The 18,241-nt window shown below is 66.7% G+C and carries 11 protein-coding genes and 5 pseudogenes; 9 read left to right on the forward strand and 7 right to left on the reverse strand.

What is annotated here, in order from left to right; genetic code table 11:
* The first annotated feature begins 3 nt into the window (after positions 1–3).
* Positions 4–1,035, forward strand: a complete 1,032-nt coding sequence (locus AC3D24_RS01200; protein ID WP_489027455.1) for a GH39 family glycosyl hydrolase — start codon at positions 4–6, stop codon at positions 1,033–1,035.
* Positions 1,032–1,433: a GH39 family glycosyl hydrolase gene (locus AC3D24_RS01205; protein ID WP_489027456.1), complete on the forward strand. Its 402-nt coding sequence runs from the start codon at positions 1,032–1,034 to the stop codon at positions 1,431–1,433. Before AC3D24_RS01200 ends, AC3D24_RS01205 begins: the two co-directional genes overlap by 4 nt.
* Before the next feature lie 646 nt (positions 1,434–2,079).
* Here AC3D24_RS01205 and AC3D24_RS01210 read toward each other — a convergent pair.
* The 5 genes and pseudogenes from AC3D24_RS01210 to AC3D24_RS01230 all read right to left on the reverse strand — a co-directional run.
* Entirely contained in the window at positions 2,080–2,520 is a 441-nt protein-coding gene (locus tag AC3D24_RS01210) for a sensor histidine kinase (RefSeq protein WP_489033007.1), read from the reverse strand.
* A gap of 66 nt (positions 2,521–2,586) precedes the next feature.
* Positions 2,587–2,682 (reverse strand): annotated as a pseudogene (locus AC3D24_RS01215) (hypothetical protein); the annotation flags it as partial.
* Between the two features lie 334 nt (positions 2,683–3,016).
* A pseudogene (locus tag AC3D24_RS01220) lies at positions 3,017–3,241 on the reverse strand (sensor histidine kinase N-terminal domain-containing protein); the annotation flags it as partial.
* Positions 3,242–3,260: 19 nt separating this feature from the next.
* A pseudogene (locus AC3D24_RS01225) lies at positions 3,261–3,452 on the reverse strand (sensor histidine kinase); the annotation flags it as partial.
* Positions 3,441–4,100, reverse strand: a pseudogene (locus AC3D24_RS01230) (response regulator transcription factor); the annotation flags it as partial. The pseudogenes AC3D24_RS01225 and AC3D24_RS01230, both read right to left, overlap by 12 nt.
* Positions 4,101–5,267: 1,167 nt before the next feature.
* Between AC3D24_RS01230 and AC3D24_RS01235 the strand changes: the two are divergent.
* From AC3D24_RS01235 to AC3D24_RS01245, 3 genes and pseudogenes are all read left to right on the forward strand, one after another.
* Positions 5,268–6,729, forward strand: a pseudogene (locus tag AC3D24_RS01235) (OprO/OprP family phosphate-selective porin).
* Positions 6,730–6,944: 215 nt separating this feature from the next.
* A complete protein-coding gene (locus AC3D24_RS01240; protein WP_489027457.1) occupies positions 6,945–8,246 on the forward strand; it encodes a CitMHS family transporter in 1,302 nt (433 codons plus the stop codon).
* Positions 8,247–8,286: 40 nt separating this feature from the next.
* Positions 8,287–8,946 (forward strand): alpha/beta fold hydrolase, encoded by a 660-nt coding sequence (locus tag AC3D24_RS01245; protein ID WP_489027458.1) that lies wholly within the window; start codon positions 8,287–8,289, stop codon positions 8,944–8,946.
* A gap of 193 nt (positions 8,947–9,139) precedes the next feature.
* On the opposite strand, the gene AC3D24_RS01250 is transcribed toward AC3D24_RS01245, so the two are convergent.
* Both AC3D24_RS01250 and AC3D24_RS01255 read right to left on the reverse strand, forming a co-directional pair.
* A complete protein-coding gene (locus tag AC3D24_RS01250; protein ID WP_489027460.1) occupies positions 9,140–10,441 on the reverse strand; it encodes a sigma-54-dependent transcriptional regulator in 1,302 nt (433 codons plus the stop codon).
* On the reverse strand, positions 10,438–12,171 hold the full coding sequence (locus AC3D24_RS01255; RefSeq protein ID WP_489027462.1) for a sensor histidine kinase: 1,734 nt from the start codon (positions 12,169–12,171) through the stop codon (positions 10,438–10,440). The genes AC3D24_RS01250 and AC3D24_RS01255 overlap by 4 nt, the downstream gene beginning before the upstream one ends.
* Before the next feature lie 288 nt (positions 12,172–12,459).
* On the opposite strand from AC3D24_RS01255, the gene mqo reads away from it, so the two are divergent.
* The 4 genes from mqo to AC3D24_RS01275 all read left to right on the forward strand — a co-directional run bounded on the left by mqo (position 12,460) and on the right by AC3D24_RS01275 (position 18,239).
* Positions 12,460–14,181, forward strand: a complete 1,722-nt coding sequence (mqo, locus tag AC3D24_RS01260; RefSeq protein ID WP_489027464.1) for a malate dehydrogenase (quinone) — start codon at positions 12,460–12,462, stop codon at positions 14,179–14,181.
* 94 nt (positions 14,182–14,275) lie between these two features.
* The gene (locus tag AC3D24_RS01265) at positions 14,276–15,541 is read left to right on the forward strand and encodes a M28 family peptidase (RefSeq protein WP_489027466.1); all 1,266 of its coding nucleotides are present in this window, start codon (positions 14,276–14,278) and stop codon (positions 15,539–15,541) included.
* Positions 15,542–15,799: 258 nt separating this feature from the next.
* Positions 15,800–16,735, forward strand: a complete 936-nt coding sequence (locus AC3D24_RS01270; protein WP_489027468.1) for a DMT family transporter — start codon at positions 15,800–15,802, stop codon at positions 16,733–16,735.
* Positions 16,736–16,769: 34 nt separating this feature from the next.
* On the forward strand, positions 16,770–18,239 hold the full coding sequence (locus tag AC3D24_RS01275; RefSeq protein ID WP_489027470.1) for a sugar porter family MFS transporter: 1,470 nt from the start codon (positions 16,770–16,772) through the stop codon (positions 18,237–18,239).
* The last annotated feature ends 2 nt before the right edge of the window (positions 18,240–18,241 follow it).

Raw genomic sequence — 18,241 nt, forward strand, 5'->3', positions numbered from 1 at the left:
ATCATGACTTTCGTTCGATGGGGCGCCCAGGCGCTTGCCGTGCTTCTCGGGACGGCCGCACTGGCATCGCAGGCTGCGGGGGAACCTCTTGCAGCCGCCACGCCCGCACCCGTGCGAGCGATCGATATCGATCTGTCGCGCGGCGGTACTCCGATCGATCGCGCGTTCGATCTGTCGGTTGGTGCGGATTATTCGGGAACGCTCATTCGTCCCGACAGTCTCGCGCAACTCGATACGGCGGTGCGCGAACTGGGCTTTCGCTATGTCCGGTTCCACGACATCTTCAGCGACGCGCTGGGCACTGTGAAGGTTCGCGATGGCAAAACCGTGTACGACTGGACCAAGATCGACCGGCTCTACGACGCCTTGCTGGCGCGCAAGATCCGGCCGTTCGTCGAACTCGGGTTCACCCCGGACGCGTTGAAGACGTCGTCGCAGACGATCTTCTACTGGAAGGGCAACACTTCGCATCCGCGCCCCGATGGCTGGGCAGCGCTGATCGATGCCTATGTCCGGCATCTGCGCCAGCGCTACGGCGCGGCCGAGGTTCGCACCTGGTTCTTCGAAGTGTGGAACGAGCCCAATCTCGATGGCTTCTGGGAAAAGGCGGACAAGGCGGCGTATCTGCAGCTGTACGAGTCCAGCGCGCGGACGATCAAGGCGATCGATCCGGCGCTGAAGGTCGGCGGCCCGGCGACCGCCGGCGCCGCCTGGATTCCCGATTTGCTCGATTTTGCCGCCGCGCGTAAAGTGCCGATCGATTTCGTGACCACGCATACCTACGGCGTCGATGGCGGATTTCTCGACGAGAAGGGGCAGGACGACGATCGCCTGTCGACCAACCCGGACTCGATCGTCGGCGACGTGCGGCGGGTCCGCGCGCAGATCGAGGCGTCGAAGTTCGCCGGCCTGCCGCTGTATTTCACCGAATGGAGCGCGAGCTACAATCCGCGCGATCCGGTGCATGATTCCTACGTGAGCGCGCCGTACATCCTGGCTGAGCTCGCGGTACGCGCGGGCTGGCGCAGGGGATGAGCTATTCGACGTACAGCGACCTGTTCGAGGAAGCCGGACCGCCGCCGACGCCGTTCCATGGTGGGTTCGGGTTTATGAACCGCGAGGGCGTCCGCAAGCCGGCGTGGTTCGCGTACAAATACCTGCATGCACTGAAGGGACGCGAGATCGCCGTCAGCGACGTGCAGGCGCTGGCGGCGACCGATGTGGGGCGGACCAGCGTGCTGTTGTGGAACTGGCGACGGCCCGTGCAGACGTTGAGCAACCGTCCGTTCTTCACCCGGCGGCTTCCTGCGACGACCGCGCCCGATGCTGAGGTGCGGCTGTCGACGTGGCGCCGGTCGGTACGGCGTCCTCGTGCGCCGTACCGGCTACCGCGCGAACGATGCGCAGTCGCGCTATATCTCGAAATCGACTAGCCCGCGTCGCTGACGACCGCGCAGATCGCGGGAACCAGGCGTTGACAGCGAGCCGCCCGAGAAACCGAGCGGGTCGTGACGATCGGGCGGGACGGACGCTATGTCCTGCGCCTGCCGATGCGGAGCAACGACGTGGTGCTCGCGACGCTGGAGCCGGCCGGCGGTCGGGTTAGCCCGGTAGCGGCGTTCCCGCGATGCGTTCGGAAGCAACCGCAACCACCTCTTTTGACGAAAGCCCGGTCGAAACGGTGGAAAACCGTGGCGGCGTAGGTGCCGGCGTTGCATCTACCCGCGGCACAGCGGCGCCACGGGAGGCAAAACTGCTGACGCCGTCAAGCGGCGGCGAGGCCATGACGCGTGCGGTTATCATGCTCAGCGGTTCGGCTCTTGAAACTTAGAGGTCGCAGTGTTCGGTTTCTCGCCGGATATGTTCGGAACCGGGACAGCGTTCTTCGGGGCGCGGCCATGATCGCGACGTGGTCGATGACGTTGACTGGACAATGAGGGGGGCGAGTTTGGCAGGGTCCGCTGCAGCAGCCTGCGCCGGATGCGGCGACAATAAGGCTTTCGAAACTTTGAACGAAATGGCTCTCCGGTGAAATCCACCATGATCGCCGCTCGGTGCTGATTTTGGGGAAGTGCAGAATTACGGTCGTACCGACCAGAGCGTCGCCGATGCGACCGTGGCATTGAGGCGCGTGGCGGCGGAGCGGACGATCGCGAGGCCCAGGCCGCTGCCTTCCGGGCCATTGCCGTCGCCAAGGCGGACGAAGCGGTCGAACGCCGTCGCACGGTGCGCCGGGGCGATGCCCTCGCCATCGTCGGCGACCGTGACTGCGGTTCCGGTGGCGGCTGTCTCGATCGTGACCGTCACGCTGCCGCCAGGCCGATTGTAGCGGATCGCATTGTCGATCAGATTGGCAAGGATCTCGAAGATCAACGTGCGGTGGCCGGGCACGATCGGCACCACGCGTTCGTCGGTGTCCAGCGTCAGGTCGATGCCCGCCTCGATCGCTTGGCTGAACTGGCGGGTGATGACCGCCGCGGCCACCTCGCGCAGGTTGACCGCCTCAAGGGGCGCGGACACGCCGGCTTCCTCGGCGCGGGCCAGCGCCAGCAATTGCGTCACCAGCCGTTCCAGCCGGCTTACGGCATCGCCGATCTCGTCGAGCGCGTCGACCCGCTCGTGCCCCGAACCGCGCCGCGCCAGCGCGACCTGGACCTTCAGCACGGACAGTGGCGTCCGCATCTGGTGCGAGGCGTCGGCGGTGAAGCGTCGCACGCCGCTGGTCGCGCTGTCGAGCTGTGCGAGGAGCCGGTCGAACGCCTGGGCGAAGGGGCGCAGTTCGCTCTGGTAACGGCCCGGTATCGAGCGCGGAGAAATCGGGGCGGGCCTGTTTGTCGCGGGCCTCGATCGCGCCGCGAAGGTGGGCGAGCGGGCGCAACGACCAGCCGAGTGCGGGGCGGAGCAACAGCGCGGTGACGCCGACCAGGATGCATTCGCCGATGAGCAGCGCCAGCATCAGGCGGCGGGTCAGCGCGCCGCGATTGTCGAGCGTCTCGGCGATCTGGACGATCACCGGACGGTCGATCCGGGGCAGCGCGCGGCGGACTTCGGCGATCCGGATCGGCTGGTCGCGGTAGCGCGCGAAACGGTAGCGCGGCACGTCGATGTCGAGCGTTGCGGGATCGGGAGCGGGCAGGTCGGCATAGCCGGTGAGCAGGTCCGGGCCTACCGCAACGCGGTAATAGACGTTGTCGCGCTCGGTGCTCTCCGAGCATCCCGAACGCGGCTGAGGGCAGATCAAGCGTTACCTCGCCGCGTTCCACTTGGACGGTTTCGGCGATCGCGCCGAGCGCACCACCCAGGACGCGGTCGTTGGTTCGGCGTACGACGTCGGCGATCAGCGTCGTCCCGACCACCCCGATCAGGATCGCCGCCGCCAGCAACGGGCCGAGCACCGCGGCGAGCAGGCGAGTGCGCAGCGCCGGCGCGCGGGTATCGATGGCATCGAGCATGTAGCCGACGCCGCGGACCGTGCGGATGCCGGGGCCGTCGGGGGCGAGCTTGCCGCGAAGGCGGGTGACGTGGACCTCGATGGCATTGCCACCGACTGGTTCGTCGAAGCCGAACACCTCGCCGATCAGGAGTTCGCGGGGCACGACCCGGCCTGCTCTGGTCGCCAGCGCTTCCAGTACCGCACGTTCGCGACGGCGCAGGTCCAGCGCGCGACCGGCGATGTCGGCGTCGCCGGTAGAGCGGTTGATCGTCAGCGTGCCGACGCTGAGCACCGGCAGCGGATCGCCGCCGCGCCGTCGACCGAGTGCGCGGACGCGCGCCTGCAACTCCTCGGGTTCGAACGGTTTGCGCAGGTAATCGTCGGCGCCGAGATCGAGCCCGCGTACGCGGTCGTCGAGTGCATCGCGTGCAGTGAGCATCAGCACGGGAGCATGTTCGCCACGCCGTCGGAGCGTCTCCAGCACGGTGAAACCGTCGATGCCGGGAAGCCCGACGTCGAGGATCACCAGCGCATAGGGCTCGCCCGCCACCACCGACAGCGCGTCCTCGCCGGTCGCGACGTGATCGACCGCGTTGCCACCCGCACGCAGCAACGCGGCGATGCTGCGCGCGAGCGCGGCGTCGTCCTCGATCACCAGGATTCGCATGAAACCCCATGAAAGGTTGGGCGACAGGTTCGGTTCGTACTCCACGGATGCAGTCTATCCGAACACAGAGACGGAAGGCGAGGAGAGTGATGATGGCCCGAATTTTTCTGAAGATCGCATTGCTGGCTACGAGTTTCGCGGCGACGGCTGTCGTGGCGCAGCGTCCTGCCAATTATCCGCGCTCCTACGACCAACTGATTTCGGACGCGCGCGCCGAGCGGCAGGTGCGGATCTACGGTAATGCCGATCGCGCCGAGTTGCTGCCGGTCGTCGCCGCGTTCCGGAAGCGCTATCCCGGCATCACCGTGCTGTACGCGGACATCGGCTCGACCGAGATGTACCGCCGCTTCGTCACCGAGACGCGCGCGAAAAAGATGTCCGCCGATCTCGTCTGGTCGTCGGCGATGGACCTTCAGGTCAAGCTGATCAACGACGGCTTCGCGCAAGGCTATGCGAGCCCCGAGAAGCCCGCGCTGCCGCCCGTGTCGGTGTGGAAGAACATGGGCTTCGGCGTCACCGCGGAGCCGATGGGATCGTCTATAACAACGCCTGCATGCCGCCCGGACAGGTGCCGCGCACGCACGCCGCGCTGGAGACATGGCTGCGGAAGACGTCCGCGCTCTCAACGGGCGCGTCACGACGTTCGATCCGGCACGCTCCAACGTCGGCTATCTATCTGTATCGAGAGGACCTCGCGATCACGCGTGATACGCGGTCGTTGTCCGAGGCAATCGCTGCGACCGCCCGTGCTGTCGCGGACCAGTGAGCCGATGTTGCGCGGGGTCGCCGAGGGGCGGCAGGCGATCGCGTACAACGTCATCGGCTCGTACGCGCTGGAACGCGCGCGGACCGACCCTCGCATCGGCGTCGCGTTCCTCCAGGACTATACGATCGTCACCTCGCGGATCGCGTTCATCGCGCGCGAGGCCGCGCACCCGGCGGCGGCAAAGCTGTTCCTCGATTTCCTGCTGTCGCGCGAGGGCCAGTCGCTGCTCGCCAGGCGCGGCCTGTGGCCGGTGCGCACCGACGTTTCCGCCCGCCGTCTTCCCGCCGCCCAGGGCGCGGCCGATCCGCGTGGGCCCGCAACTTCTCGTCAACCTCGACCGCGTCAAGCGCCAGCGTTTCCTGCGCGACTGGACCGCGATTCTCGCCACGGAGCCCAACGAGATCAAGCTCTTCCGTACCGGGTGCGCCGCACTCGCGCTGATCGCCGCGACGCCGGCGCTGGCCCAGGCTCCGAGCGACGCCGACCTTGCCGCGCTGGTCCGTGCGCAGGCCGCCGAGATCGCCGCGCTGAAGTCGCGGCTCGACCGGCTGGAGAACAACGCCGCCGTCGCGCAGGCGTCTGCGCCCGTACCGCCCGTCCAAATCGCACCGCAGGCCGTCGCGCAGAACAGCGAACCGCGTCGCACCGTGCCGTTCGCGCCGCAGCTCGCCCCGCCCGGTCCGGCCGATCGCAGCGTCGCGCAGGCGGTCGCCGCACGCGACAATCCGTCGGGCGCTACGACCGATGAAGAAGACCAGCTCGACGACGACGAGACGCCACCGAGTTCGACGACTGATCCACCGACGGCAAGTTCGAGTTCGACCGAAATACGACGGCCGCAATATCACCACGACGGGCATGCGCGCGCTCCGCCTCGGACTCGAGGGCGGCGTCGGCACGCATTTCTTCTACCAGTTCGAGAGCGACTTTTCGGAGAACGAGGTCGACGTCGTCACCGCGTTCGTCGGCTGGCGCAACAAGATCAAGCCCGGCCTCGACTACGACGTCCGCGCCGGCCACCTGTTCAACGACCGCAGCTTCGAGGGCTCCACGGGCTCCGATTCGACGCCGTTCCTCGAACGCAGCACCGTCTCGACCGCGATCATCCCGCAGCGTGGCTTCTACGGCATCGGCGTGATGCCGCGCATCTTCTGGAAGACCGGCCACGCATCGGTGACGATCACTGGCGACCGGATCGACGGGACGCAGACCGTCGGTGACAGCCGCACGGTGCTCGGCCGCGCGCACTGGAACCCGATCAAGTCCGATACCGGCGTGCTGCACGTCGGCGCTTGGGGCTTCGACGAATCGCTGTCTTCGGTCGCGGGCACGCTGACGCGCAACACGGTGATCGGCGGTCGCTTCAACGGCGCGCTGCGCGTGTCGACCGGGCCGCTGATCGGCGGCACCGGCACGACCGGCTACGGCGTCGAGCTTGGCGGCTATCGCGGGCCGTTGTGGGTGATGGGCGAAGCGGGCCGCCGCAACGCGCGGCTCGACGGCGGTCGTCCCGATTTCGTCAGCAAGGCGTGGAGCGTCTCGGGCGGGTTGTTCCTGACCGGCGACCTGCCGCCGTACAACCCGCGCCTCGGCAGCTTCGGCCAGCCCAAGGTGTTGAAGCCGACCTTCGACGGCGGGGTCGGCGCGATCGAACTCACCGCGCGCTACGAAAGCCTCGATTTCGACAATCTGCTGACCGGCGGCGATGGCTGGGCGGCGACGGTAGGCGTCAACTGGTATTTGAACTCCTTCACCCGCTTCCAGGTGAACGCGATCCAGTGGAACACCGACAATCGCGCCGGCGACTATGTCGGCAACGACAGCGGGCAGACGGTGAGCGCGCGTGTGGGTGTCACGTTCTGATGCTGACAGCCCCAACATCGCTCCGTCACCCCGGACTGGTTCCGGGGTCCACCGTTCCGCACATCAAACGTTCTCGATTGTGCGGCACCGTGGATGCCGGAACGAGCCCGGCATGACGGAGAAATAGCGCGTCCGTTGACCCGGACCGATCGATTTTCAGCGCGCGTATTCGACCCTACGCCAACCCTATTCACGCCCTTTCCTAGGACGATGCGATGAACCTTGCCCTGCTCGGCTTCCTGATGGTCGCCACGTTCATGACGTTGATCATGACCAAGAAGATGACGCCGTTGGTCGCGCTCATCGTGATCCCGTCGATCTTCGGCGTGTTCGCGGGTGAGGCCGCGGGTCTTGGCCCGATGATGATCGACGGCATCAAGAACCTCGCGCCGACCGGCGTCATGCTGCTGTTCGCGATCCTGTTCTTCTCGACGATGACCGATACGGGCCTGTTCGATCCGCTGGTCGGACGGCTGATCCGGATGGTCCACGGCGATCCGATGCGGATCCTGATCGGGACGGTCGTGCTGTGCGCGCTTGTCAGCCTCGATGGCGACGGGTCGACCACCTACATCATCACGATCGCCGCGCTGCTGCCGCTCTACAAGCGCTTCGACATGAATCGCCTGTACCTCGTCTGCCTGTTGATGACGACGAGCGGGATCATGAACCTGACGCCGTGGGGCGGGCCGACCGCCCGCGCGGCGAGTGCGCTGAAGCTCGATCCCGCGACGCTGTTCCTGCCGCTGATCCCCGGCATGATCGCCGGTCTCGCCTTCCTGATCGGGCTCGCCGTGTACTTTGGCCGCAAGGAGCGCGTCCGGATGGGCGAAGCGGGCATCACCGCGGACACCGAGTTCACCGGCATGGCGGTCTCGCAATATCCCGAGGCACGCCACCCCGAACTGATCTGGTTCAACGCCGCCCTCGTCATCACGCTGCTCACGTTGCTGGTGTGGGGCATTCTCCCGCTGTCGGTGCTGATGATGCTGGCGTTCGCGATCGCGATGATCGTCAACTATCCTGGCGTCGCCGACCAGAAGGAGCGGATCTCCGCGCATGCCGGCAACGTGCTCGCGGTCGTTTCGCTGATCTTCGCGGCGGGCATCTTCACCGGGATCCTCGGCGGCACCGGCATGGTCGAGGCGATGAGCAAGGCGGTGGTCGGCGTGATCCCGCCCGCGCTCGGGCCGTACATGGCGCCGATCACCGCGGTGCTGAGCATGCCGTTCACCTTCTTCATCTCGAACGACGCGTTCTATTTCGGGATGCTGCCGATCCTCGCCGAGGCCGGCGCGCATTACGGCGTCGCGCCCGAGGCGATCGCCCGCGCGTCGCTGATGGGCCAGCCGGTCCACCTGCTCAGCCCGCTGGTGCCGTCGACCTATCTGCTGGTCAGCCTGGTCGGGATCGACCTCGCCGATCACCAGCGCTTCACGCTCGTGCCCGCGATCGCGGTCTGTGTGGTGATGACGATCGTCGGCATGATCGCGCTCGCCTTCCCGTTCGTCGCCTGAGGTGAGCATCCCCGCAACCCGCCGCTACCGGAGATTTCGCATGGTCCGACCGCGTACACCGTTGATGCTGCTCCCCGCGATGGGCTGCGACGGGCAGCTCTGGGCGCGCCAGATCGTCGACCTTGCCGGGATCGCGCAGGTCGAGTTCGGCGACCTTTCCCAGGACGACACATTGTCTGCGATGGCGGCACGCGTGCTCGCCAGCGCTCCCGCGCGGTTTGCGGTCGCAGGGGTCAGCCTTGGCGGATACGTCGCGATGGAAATGGTACGGCAGGCCCCCGAACGGATCACCCAGATAGCCCTGTTCGGTACGCGGGCGTCGATGGAGGTGCGCCCGCGCACTGTCGTAGGACAGGGCTTGCTCGCCACCGCCCCGCACGCCGATCCGCGCCTGACGTCGATCGTCGCCGGTCCGGCGCAGGCGATGGCCGAGCGGGTCGGGCAGATCGTCTTCGAGCGCCAGCAACGCGCGCTTCTGGCGCGTCCCGATATCAGCGACGCGATCGCCGCCATTCACGTGCCGACGCTGGTCGGCGTCGGTGACCGCGATCTCATCTGCACGCCTGACGACGCCCGTGCGCTTAGCGACAGGATCGACGGTGCACGCTTTCACCTGTTGCGGTCCTGTGGGCATCTGTCGCCGATGGAACGGCCGGGTGAAGTCACCTCTTTGCTGCGGGATTGGCTACGCGGAGCGTGACCTAGCCGCATGCAAGATACGCCAGGCCGGGACGATGCCCACGGTGTTTACGGACCCCGGCATTTACGGACAACGTGGACGGCAACTGCTAGCCGCCGTGATAGCGAGGCTCGGGGGACACCGGCGCTAGTGAGGCCCAAATCCGCTCGATGACGCTTGCTAGGAGGTATGCGCGACAATCGGCGTGGGACTTCTATCTGCGTAGGCGAAGGGCGCGCAGGTCGATATTCAATCGCTTTACACGGTAATAGAAGGTTTTCCGGGGGATCTGCAGCATCTCGATAGCACCGGCGATCCCGTCGTCAGCCGACGTTACGGCGTCGACGATCGCCGCCCGTTCGAATGCATCCATACGGCTGGGCAGGGACGCGATCGCGGTCTCGGCGATCGTCTCGCTCTCCGCCAGCCCCAGGCATATCCGCTCGGCCATCTTAGCCAGTTCGAGCACGTTGCCCGGCCAGGGGCGGGTCGCCAGTCGGTGAGCATGATCGGCCATTGGTGGGACCGTTACGTTGTGCTGTTTGGCGGCGACCGCCAGGAAATGCGCCAGCAGTAAGGGAATGTCCGCGGCGCGCTCGGCGAGCGGTGGCATGCGCAACGGTACGCTCGCGAGACGATGGTACAAGGCAGGCGAAATCCGTTCCGCACCGTCTTCGTCCAGCGATGCGATGATCCTGACGTTGACGGGATCCGGATCGATGCTGTCGAGGGCGACGGCGCGCGTTTCCGCAAAACGCCCGAGTTGGTCCTGAAGATCGAGGCTTGCCCGCGCGAGGTTATCGAGAAAGACGGTGCCGCGATCCGCGCGCGCGATGACGCCGTTACGGGCGAACAGCTCACGCTCGAGCAGTGGAGCGGTGACGGTGGCGCAATCGATCTTCAGCAAACGATGGCGGGAACGGCGGCCAGCGCGGTGAACCAGTCGTGCGAAATGCTCCCTGCCAGTCCCAAGCTGCCCTTCGATCACGAGATCGAGCGCAGCGTCTGCCAGCATCGGGATCATGCCGCGCAACCGGACGATCGCCGGCGCATCGCCCAGCAGCGCCTCGCCGGCCTCCGCATTGGCCACTGCCCGCAGGCGGCGGTTGTCCAATGTCAGGACCCGCGCCCTGACGGCGCGCGTGGTGGCGGCGATCAGCGCCTCCGGTGCGAATGGTTTCGTCAGAAAATCCCAGGCGCCGGCCTTGATCGCGTTGACGGCCATTTCGATTTCGCCGTGCGCGGTGATCAGAATGACGGGAAGTTCCGGATCGCGATCGTGAAGGATATCGAAGAGTTCGATGCCGGTCATGCCGGGCATGCGAACGTCGGTAATGACGATTCCGGGGTAATTGCCGTCGATGTCGGCCAGCGCCGTCTCTGCATTGGCGAACACGCGGACATCGAAACCGTGGACCATCAACAATTGCGCGGTCGCGGTCCGCAGATCCTCGTCGTCGTCGATCAGGGCGATGCAGGGCTGGGCCGTACTGGGAAGAGCGGGCGAAGCGATCATGCGCGGCGCATCCCGATCTCGAAAATCGCCCCCGCTTCCCCCGGCGCCTCCGACGGCAACAGCCGCAGCCAGCCGCCCAGTTCCGTCATGATGTCGCGTGCGATTACCAGCCCGAGGCCGAGGCCTTGCGGGCGGGTGGTCGCGAAGGGGGTAAACAGTCGGGCGGCGACATCCGGTGCGATACCGGTGCCTGAATCCTGGACCGTGAGGCGCACCGTCTTGTCCTCCGTCATGTCGTGAGCGAGGTGAATCCAAGGCGATGGCCGATCGGCGACGGCCTCCGCCGCGTTCTGCAGCAGGATGACCAGCACCTGTTCCAGCCGCACCTTGCCGCCGATCACCCTCAGGCCGGGATCGAGCGTCGGCGCGGTGAAGGCGATGCCGCGGAGCTGATCCTTCGTGATGAGCAACGCCCCGGCCACCACATCGGCGATCGCCACCGGCCGTAGCGCGCCCGACTGGCGGCGGGAAAACCCGCGCAGCTGTGCCGTCACCGCAGCGATCCGATCCGCAAGCCGACCGATCGTCGCCAGGTTGGTGCGAACGTCGTCGAGCGCACCACGCTCCAGCAGCAGGGCGCTCGACACGGCGTAGCTGCGGATCGCAGTCACCGGCTGTGCGGTCTCGTGCGCGACGCTCGCGGTGATCTGGCCGAGCGATGCCAGGCGATTGGCCTGGCGCAGCCCCTCCCGCAGGTCGGCGGCGCGCGCCTCGCTGTCGGCACGCTCGTCCATCTCGCGGCGCAGGTCCGCGGTGCGGTCTGCAACCGCCATCTCCAGTTCGGCGGTATGCCGCCGCGCTAGCGTCACGCGCTGACGCAACGTCCACGCCAGCGCCGACAAGGCGATCGTCGCCAGCGCGGCCAGCGCGCCGATCCGCCGTGCCGAGGCGATCGCCGCATCGAGCGAGACGAATACGGTAAGTCGCCATCCGGGCTGTGCGGTGGCGATCGTCTGCGCGACGAACGTCGATTCACCTCCGACGACCCGGTCGGGCGCGGTCGATACGGTCAGCGGCAAAGCCGATAATGCAGCGGCAGGCGCGCGCGTTTCCGCGCGGAACCGTCGCGCATCCGCTGGCGACAGCGGCCGGCTGGCGGCAAAGCGCCAATCGGGTCGGCTCGTCACCAGCACAACGCCGAGCGGATCGCGCACCAGCGAGATGTCACCGGCCCGCGCCCATTCCCGCTCGATCCGATCGAACTCCAGCTTGATGACGATCGCGCCGCGGTTGGCGGTGAGGCGCGCGAGGTAGAGGCCCGGGCGATGGCTGACCGTTCCCAAGGCGTATTGGCTCGCCTGAAGCTGCTTGCGTGCCCGGTCGAAATACGGGCGGAACGTATAGTCGCTGCCGACGAAACTTCGCGGGGAGCGCCAGTTGCTTGCGGCGATCGCGATACCGTTCGCACCGACGACATAGATCGCCGGCGCACCGACCGCACCGGCCAGGGCCTCCAGCTTGCGGTCGAGCGCGCGTTGCGCCGAGTTGTTCCCGCCGACCGCCGCAATCACGTCGCGGTCGTCGGCCAGGGTCAGCGGCAGGAGCCGAAACCGAGCGATCTCGCTGTCGAGCAGGGCGGCGCGCAGCCGTGCGTCGATCTGCGCCTGCGTTCGCAGACCTTCCACCGCGCGCCGCTCGGCCAGATGGCCCGCGAGCACCATCGCTGCCAGCGCCAGAAGGAGCGTTCCGATCGGCCACTGCCAATGCCGTACTGGCCAGATCCGCCTCATCCGCCCGGAGTAGCATGCAGGTCGCGATATGCAACTTTCGGCACATTCGGATCACGGCATGTCCCAAAACCTGCCCATCCAGAGCATCGCGAATCAGTATATTCTGATAAATAACCCAAAATATCAGTGTGATAACGCCGAATCTGTTTCCTGCATGGCCCGCAGGGCGGATGGCGCCACATGTCATCCGGCTCAACCGTCCCTGCCGATGCGTCGACGCCACAACATCATGCCGCGAGCGCCGATCATGGCTGCTGACGTGTGCGCCGCAGTCGGAAGGACGAGTTCATGGTTCAATCGCGTATCGAGAATGGCACTGCCCCAACCGCCAGCAAGGTCGGGGCCAAGACCGAGGGCGTAACGCGTCGCGGTCTGCTCGGATCGGCGATCGTCGCCGGTTCGGCATCGGTGCTTCCGGTCGTGCAGGCACAGGGGGCCGCGCCGGAGCGGAAGGTCGACGTGCTGGTCATCGGCGGCGGGATCATGAGCGCGACGCTCGCCGTGCTGCTGCGCCAGCTCGAGCCGAGCTGGACGATCGAGATGGTCGAACGGCTCGACAAGGTCGCCGAGGAGAGCTCGAACGGCTGGAACAACGCAGGCACCGGGCACTCGGCGCTTTGCGAACTGAACTATACGCCGGTCAACGCCGCCGACGGACTGGTCGAGATCAAGAAGGCGATCGAGATCAACGAGCAGTTCCAGGTCACACGCCAGTTCCTGAGCCACCAGGTAAAGGCCGGGACGCTGCACGATCCGCGATCATTCATCAATTCGACCCCGCACATGAACCTGGTCTGGGGGGATGCGAACGTCGCCTTCCTGCGCAAGCGGTACGAAGCGCTCGGCGCGAGCCCGCTGTTCTCGGGGATGGAGTTCTCGAACGATCCCAAGCAGATCACCGAATGGGTTCCGCTGATGATGGCGGGTCGGGATCCGAGCATGACACTTGCCGCGACCCGCTCGCCGCTCGGGACCGACTGCAATTGGGGCGAAGTGACGCGGCAATATGTCGCGGTGTTGCAGAAGCAGCCCGGTTTTGCGCTCAGCACCGGCAAGGAAGTGCGGGATCTGGAGCGCAATCCGGATGGAACCTGGCGCGTGACGTACCGCGACATGAAGACCGATGAAAAGCAGATCGTTACGGCGCGTTTCGTGTTTGCGGGCGCCGGCGGCGGTGCGCTGCCGATCCTGCAGAAGTCGGGCATTCCGGAGGCGGACAATTACGCCGGCTTCCCGGTCGGCGGGTCATTCCTGGTCAGCGATACGCCCGGCGTCGCGACGCGGCATCTGGCCAAGGTGTACGGCAAGGCCGCGGTCGGATCGCCGCCGATGTCCGTTCCGCATCTCGACACGCGCTATCTCGACGGCAAGCAGGCGCTGCTGTTCGGGCCGTTCGCGACCTTCTCGACCAAGTTCCTGAAGGAGGGGTCGTATTTCGACCTGCCCGCGTCGGTGACGATCGACAATTTCCGGCCGATGCTGGCGGTCGGCTGGGACGATTTCGCGCTGGTCGAATATCTGGCGGGGCAGTTGATCATGTCCGACGCGGACCGGATGGCGGCACTGCGCGAGTATTTCCCCGGCGCCAAGGATGCCGACTGGCGGTTGTGGCAGGCGGGCCAGCGCGTCCAGATCATCAAGCGCGATCCGGAAAAGGGCGGCGTCCTGAAGCTGGGTACCGAGATCGTCGCGTCGAAGGACGGTTCGATCGCGGCGCTGCTGGGCGCGTCGCCGGGCGCTTCGACAGCGCCGTCGATCATGCTCGACATGCTGAAGACGGTGTTCGCCAAGAATCTGGCGACGCCCGCATGGCAGGCGAAGATCCGGCAGATCGTGCCGAGCTATGGCCTCGCGCTCAACGACCATCCCGAACTGCTGGCCGAGCATTGGGCGAGCACGGCGGACACGCTGCAACTGAGCGTGCCGTCCCCGGCGGTCCATATCGCGACCCAGCCGCGGCCCGCGGCAACGCGCGTCAAGGTCGATCGCAGCCCCGATCTGGCGCTGTAGGCGTGCCCTAGGCGCTGGCGGGGCCGGTGCGCGATCGCTGCGCCGACCCGCTATGAGCGCTTGAGCAGGGGGGCAGGCTGCGGCACAAGGCATCATGCCTGTCCTCATTGCGCTCGCCGCGGCTGCCGCCGCCACCTCATCGCCCTCGACGGTCCGGTTGAAGGCGGACGTCGCGACCATGGTCGGCTTCGGCACTCGCCATACCGCCTCCACGACGACGGATGCCAAACGGGGCATCGGCGCGGCGCGCAACTGGGCGCAGACGCGCTTCGAACAGATCGCGCAGACCTGCGGCGGATGCGTGCGGGTCGAGCGGATCGAGCGCAGCTTCACCGGTCCGCGTGCACCCGGCGGCGTGATCGTGCAGGACGTGCTGGGGATCCAGCCCGGGCGCGACCCCAACCGCGTCGTCATCGTCGGCGCGCACATCGACAGTCGCGTCACCGACGTCATGAACACGACCAGCGATGCGCCCGGCGCCAACGATAATGCCTCGGGCGTTGCGCTGGTGCTGGAAGCGGCGCGCCTGCTGTCGCAGCGCCGGTTCGACGCGACGATCGTCTACGCTGTGTTCTCGGGCGAGGAGCAGGGACTGTGGGGCGCGACCTTGCTCGCCGACACCGCCAAGGCGCGCGGCTGGACCGTATCGGCGATGCTCAACAACGACATCGTCGGCAACACGATCGGGCAGGGCGGCGCGCGCGAGGCAGGCTGGGTCCGCGTGTTCTCCGAAGGCATTCGCGCGTCGGAGGACATGGCCCAGCAACAGGCCCGGCGCGGCAATGGCGGTGAGGACGACGGCCCAAGCCGCGCGTTGGCCAAGGCGATCGACGGTATCGCGGGCCAGCGTCGGCAGGGTCTGGACGTCATGATCGACCGGCGACCCGATCGCTTCGGCCGGGGCGGCGATCACGAGCCCTTCCTGAAGCTCGGCTATCCCGCGGTGCGTTTCTCGGTGGCGAACGAAAACTGGGACGCGCAGCATCAGGACCTGCGTACCGAAAAGGGAGTCGTCTACGGCGACACGATCGACCGGATGGACTTCGGCTATCTAGCCAAGGTGACCGCGATCAACGTCGCCACGATCGATCGGCTGGCTGCCGCACCGGCTGCACCGACGACGGTGACGATGGCCGGCGCGCTGTCACGCGACACGACGGTCAAATGGGCCAGCGTTCCAGGCGCGGTGCGATACCGGGTGCGGTGGCGCCGTAACGATACCGCCGACTGGACGCAGAGCCGCGACGTGACCGGTACCGAGACGGTACTGACCCAAGTGCCGGTCGACGATCATTTCGTCGGGGTATCGGCGCTGTCCGCCGGCGGCGCGGAGAGCCTGGTGACGTTCGCCGGACGCTAGGCGCGCGCGTAAGTTTCTGCGGTATCTGGCGGGCCGGCCTTCACGGGTCGGCACGTCGCGGTTCGCAACCATAAGCTTCTACTGAAAACGTTTTCTGTTGAAAATGGCGTGATCAGCGCCTATTTCCGGAGTCGATAGCCGGCACGTGATTCTCGGGCCGTACAGGTCCCGCGAACGCGATGCAGAACCGGTGTCGCCGTGCCGTGATGTGGTCCTGAGGGCCGCGTGCCTGCCCACGCAAACCCTGAGAGTTCCCCTTTGAGCACCGACACTTTCTCCCGCGGCCATGGCGCGCGCCTGATGGCGATCGGCGGCGTCCCGCTGGCGTTCCTGGCTTACGCGGCATTCGCGTTCAGCGACGCGTCGGTACGGCTGCTCGACGGAGCGCTCAGTCCTTTCCAGCTGACCTTTACCGGTGCGCTGCTCGGGTTGGTGGCGTTGCCGTTCGTCCGCACGCCGAGCGATCGGATGCGCGACGTATTCAGCGCCACGCGGCGGTCGCTGTGGCTGGCGCGCGCGATCGGATCGTCGATCAGCGGCATTTCGAGCGTGGTCGCGTTCACGCGGCTACCCATGCCCGAGGCGTTCGCTCTCATCTTTCTCATGCCGTTGCTGGTGACCCTGTTGTCGATGCTGTTCCTGCACGAGCAGATCGGGCGATTCCGCTGGGCTGCAGTGGGGATCGGCTTCGTCGGTGTGCTGATGGTGTTGCGGCCTGGGCTGCGCGCCTTTCATCTCGGGCATGCCGCGGCGCTGACCTGTGCCCTGTCGAGTGCAATTGTCATCGTCCTGTTCCGTGCGGGTGGGGCGGGCGAGAAGCGCATCTCGATGCTGGGCGCAGGGCTGGTCGGGCCGTTGGTGATCAACGGCGTGATCCTGTTGTGGCTACAGGCGTTTCGCTGGCCCGACGGGCACGAGATGCTGCTGCTCGTCAGCTATGGGTTGCTGGCGATCCTGGGGCAGGCGCTGCTGATGCTGGCCGCGCAACGCGTCGAGGTCAGCCGGATCGCGCCGCCGCAATATAGCCAGATGATCTGGGCAGTCGGGCTCAGTTATCTCGTCTTTCACCAGCACGTCGACGCACCGACCTTTGCCGGCATCGCCGTCATCATCGGTGCGGGGCTGCTGACCTGGGCGCGCGAGCAGGTTCGCCTGCCGTCGTGGCGTCGTCGCTTTGCGCTGCGCCCGCGCTGAAACCTCATTCGACAACCACGGAGATCCTCACGTTTTGACAGATACCAGCCTCGCGACGTCGTTTACCCGACGCAGTCTCAGCGCGCGCAACGAACCGCGCATTCCGGAGCCGCACGCCAATGGCGACCGCGTGCTGCGCACGGCGGCGTTCGTCGCAGCGGTCTGCGGCGCGCTGTACGGCTATGACACGGGGATCATCTCCGGCGCGTTGCTGTCGATCACCGACGAATTCGGGTTGAACCACCAGATGCAGGAGATCGTCACTGCGGCGATTCTGGCCGGCGCGGTCATCGGCGCGCTGGCGACAAGCTGGCTGTCCGAACGGATTGGACGGAAGCTTTCGGTGATGGCGGTCAGCGCATTGTTCACGGTCGGTGCGGTCGCGTGCGCAATGGCGCCGAGCGTCGGCGCGCTGATCGCGGCCCGCGTGTTGTTGGGGATCGCGGTCGGTGGATCGACTCAGGTCGTGCCGATGTACATTTCGGAACTCGCACCGCAGCATCGCCGCGGCAATCTCGTGACGATGTTCAATGTGGCGATCGGCGTCGGCATCCTCCTGGCCAGCGTCGTCGGCTTCGGGATGCACGACGTCTGGAGCTGGCGGACGATGGTCGCGGTGGCGGCGATCCCAGCTGCGATCATCTTCGTCGCGATGGCGTTCATGCCGCGCAGCCCGCGCTGGACCGCGGAGAACATGGGCATGGAGGCGGCGATCGACGTGTTGCGCCACGTCCGCACCACGCGCCGGGAAATCCGCCACGAGGTATCGCAGATCCGCGAGGCCGCCCGCGAAGGCGATCCCGCCGAAGCGGGCTGGCGTGGCATCCGCCAGGCCTGGGCACGGCCTGCGCTGATCGCTGCGCTCGGCGTTGCGTTCTTCACCCAGTGCGGCGGGTTGGAGATGATGATCTACTACGCACCGACGTTCCTGTCGGGCGTCGGGTTCGGCAAGGAATCCGCGCTGCTCGCCAGCCTCGGCGTGGCGATCGTCTATGCGGTGATGACGCTGCTCGGATGTCTGTTCGTCGACCGGATCGGACGTCGCCGATTGATGCTGGTGATGATCCCCGGTTCGGTGGTCAGCCTGATCGGGCTAGGCATCATGTTCGCGATAGGCGCGCATGGCGGCTGGCAGGGATGGCTGACGATCGCGTTCCTGCTCGCGTTCATGCTGTTCAATTCGGGCGGCATCCAGGTGTGCGGCTGGCTGCTCGGCGCGGAAATGTTTCCGCTGGCGATGCGCGGGCCCGCGACCGCCCTGCATGCGGCGATGCTGTGGGGCAGCAACCTGATCGTGACCGGGACCGCGCTGTCGCTGGTCCATGCGATCGGGCTCGGCTTGACGATGTGGGTCTATGCCGGCGTCAACCTGGCGTCGTTCGTGTTCGTGTTCCTGTTCGTGCCCGAAACCGCGGGCGCCAGCCTGGAGGACATCGAAGCATCGCTGCGTAGCGGAACCTTCCGTCCGACACCCGGGCACACGACGATCGCCGCGGCGGCCTGACG

This window comes from Sphingomonas sp. SL1004 (assembly GCF_057815015.1).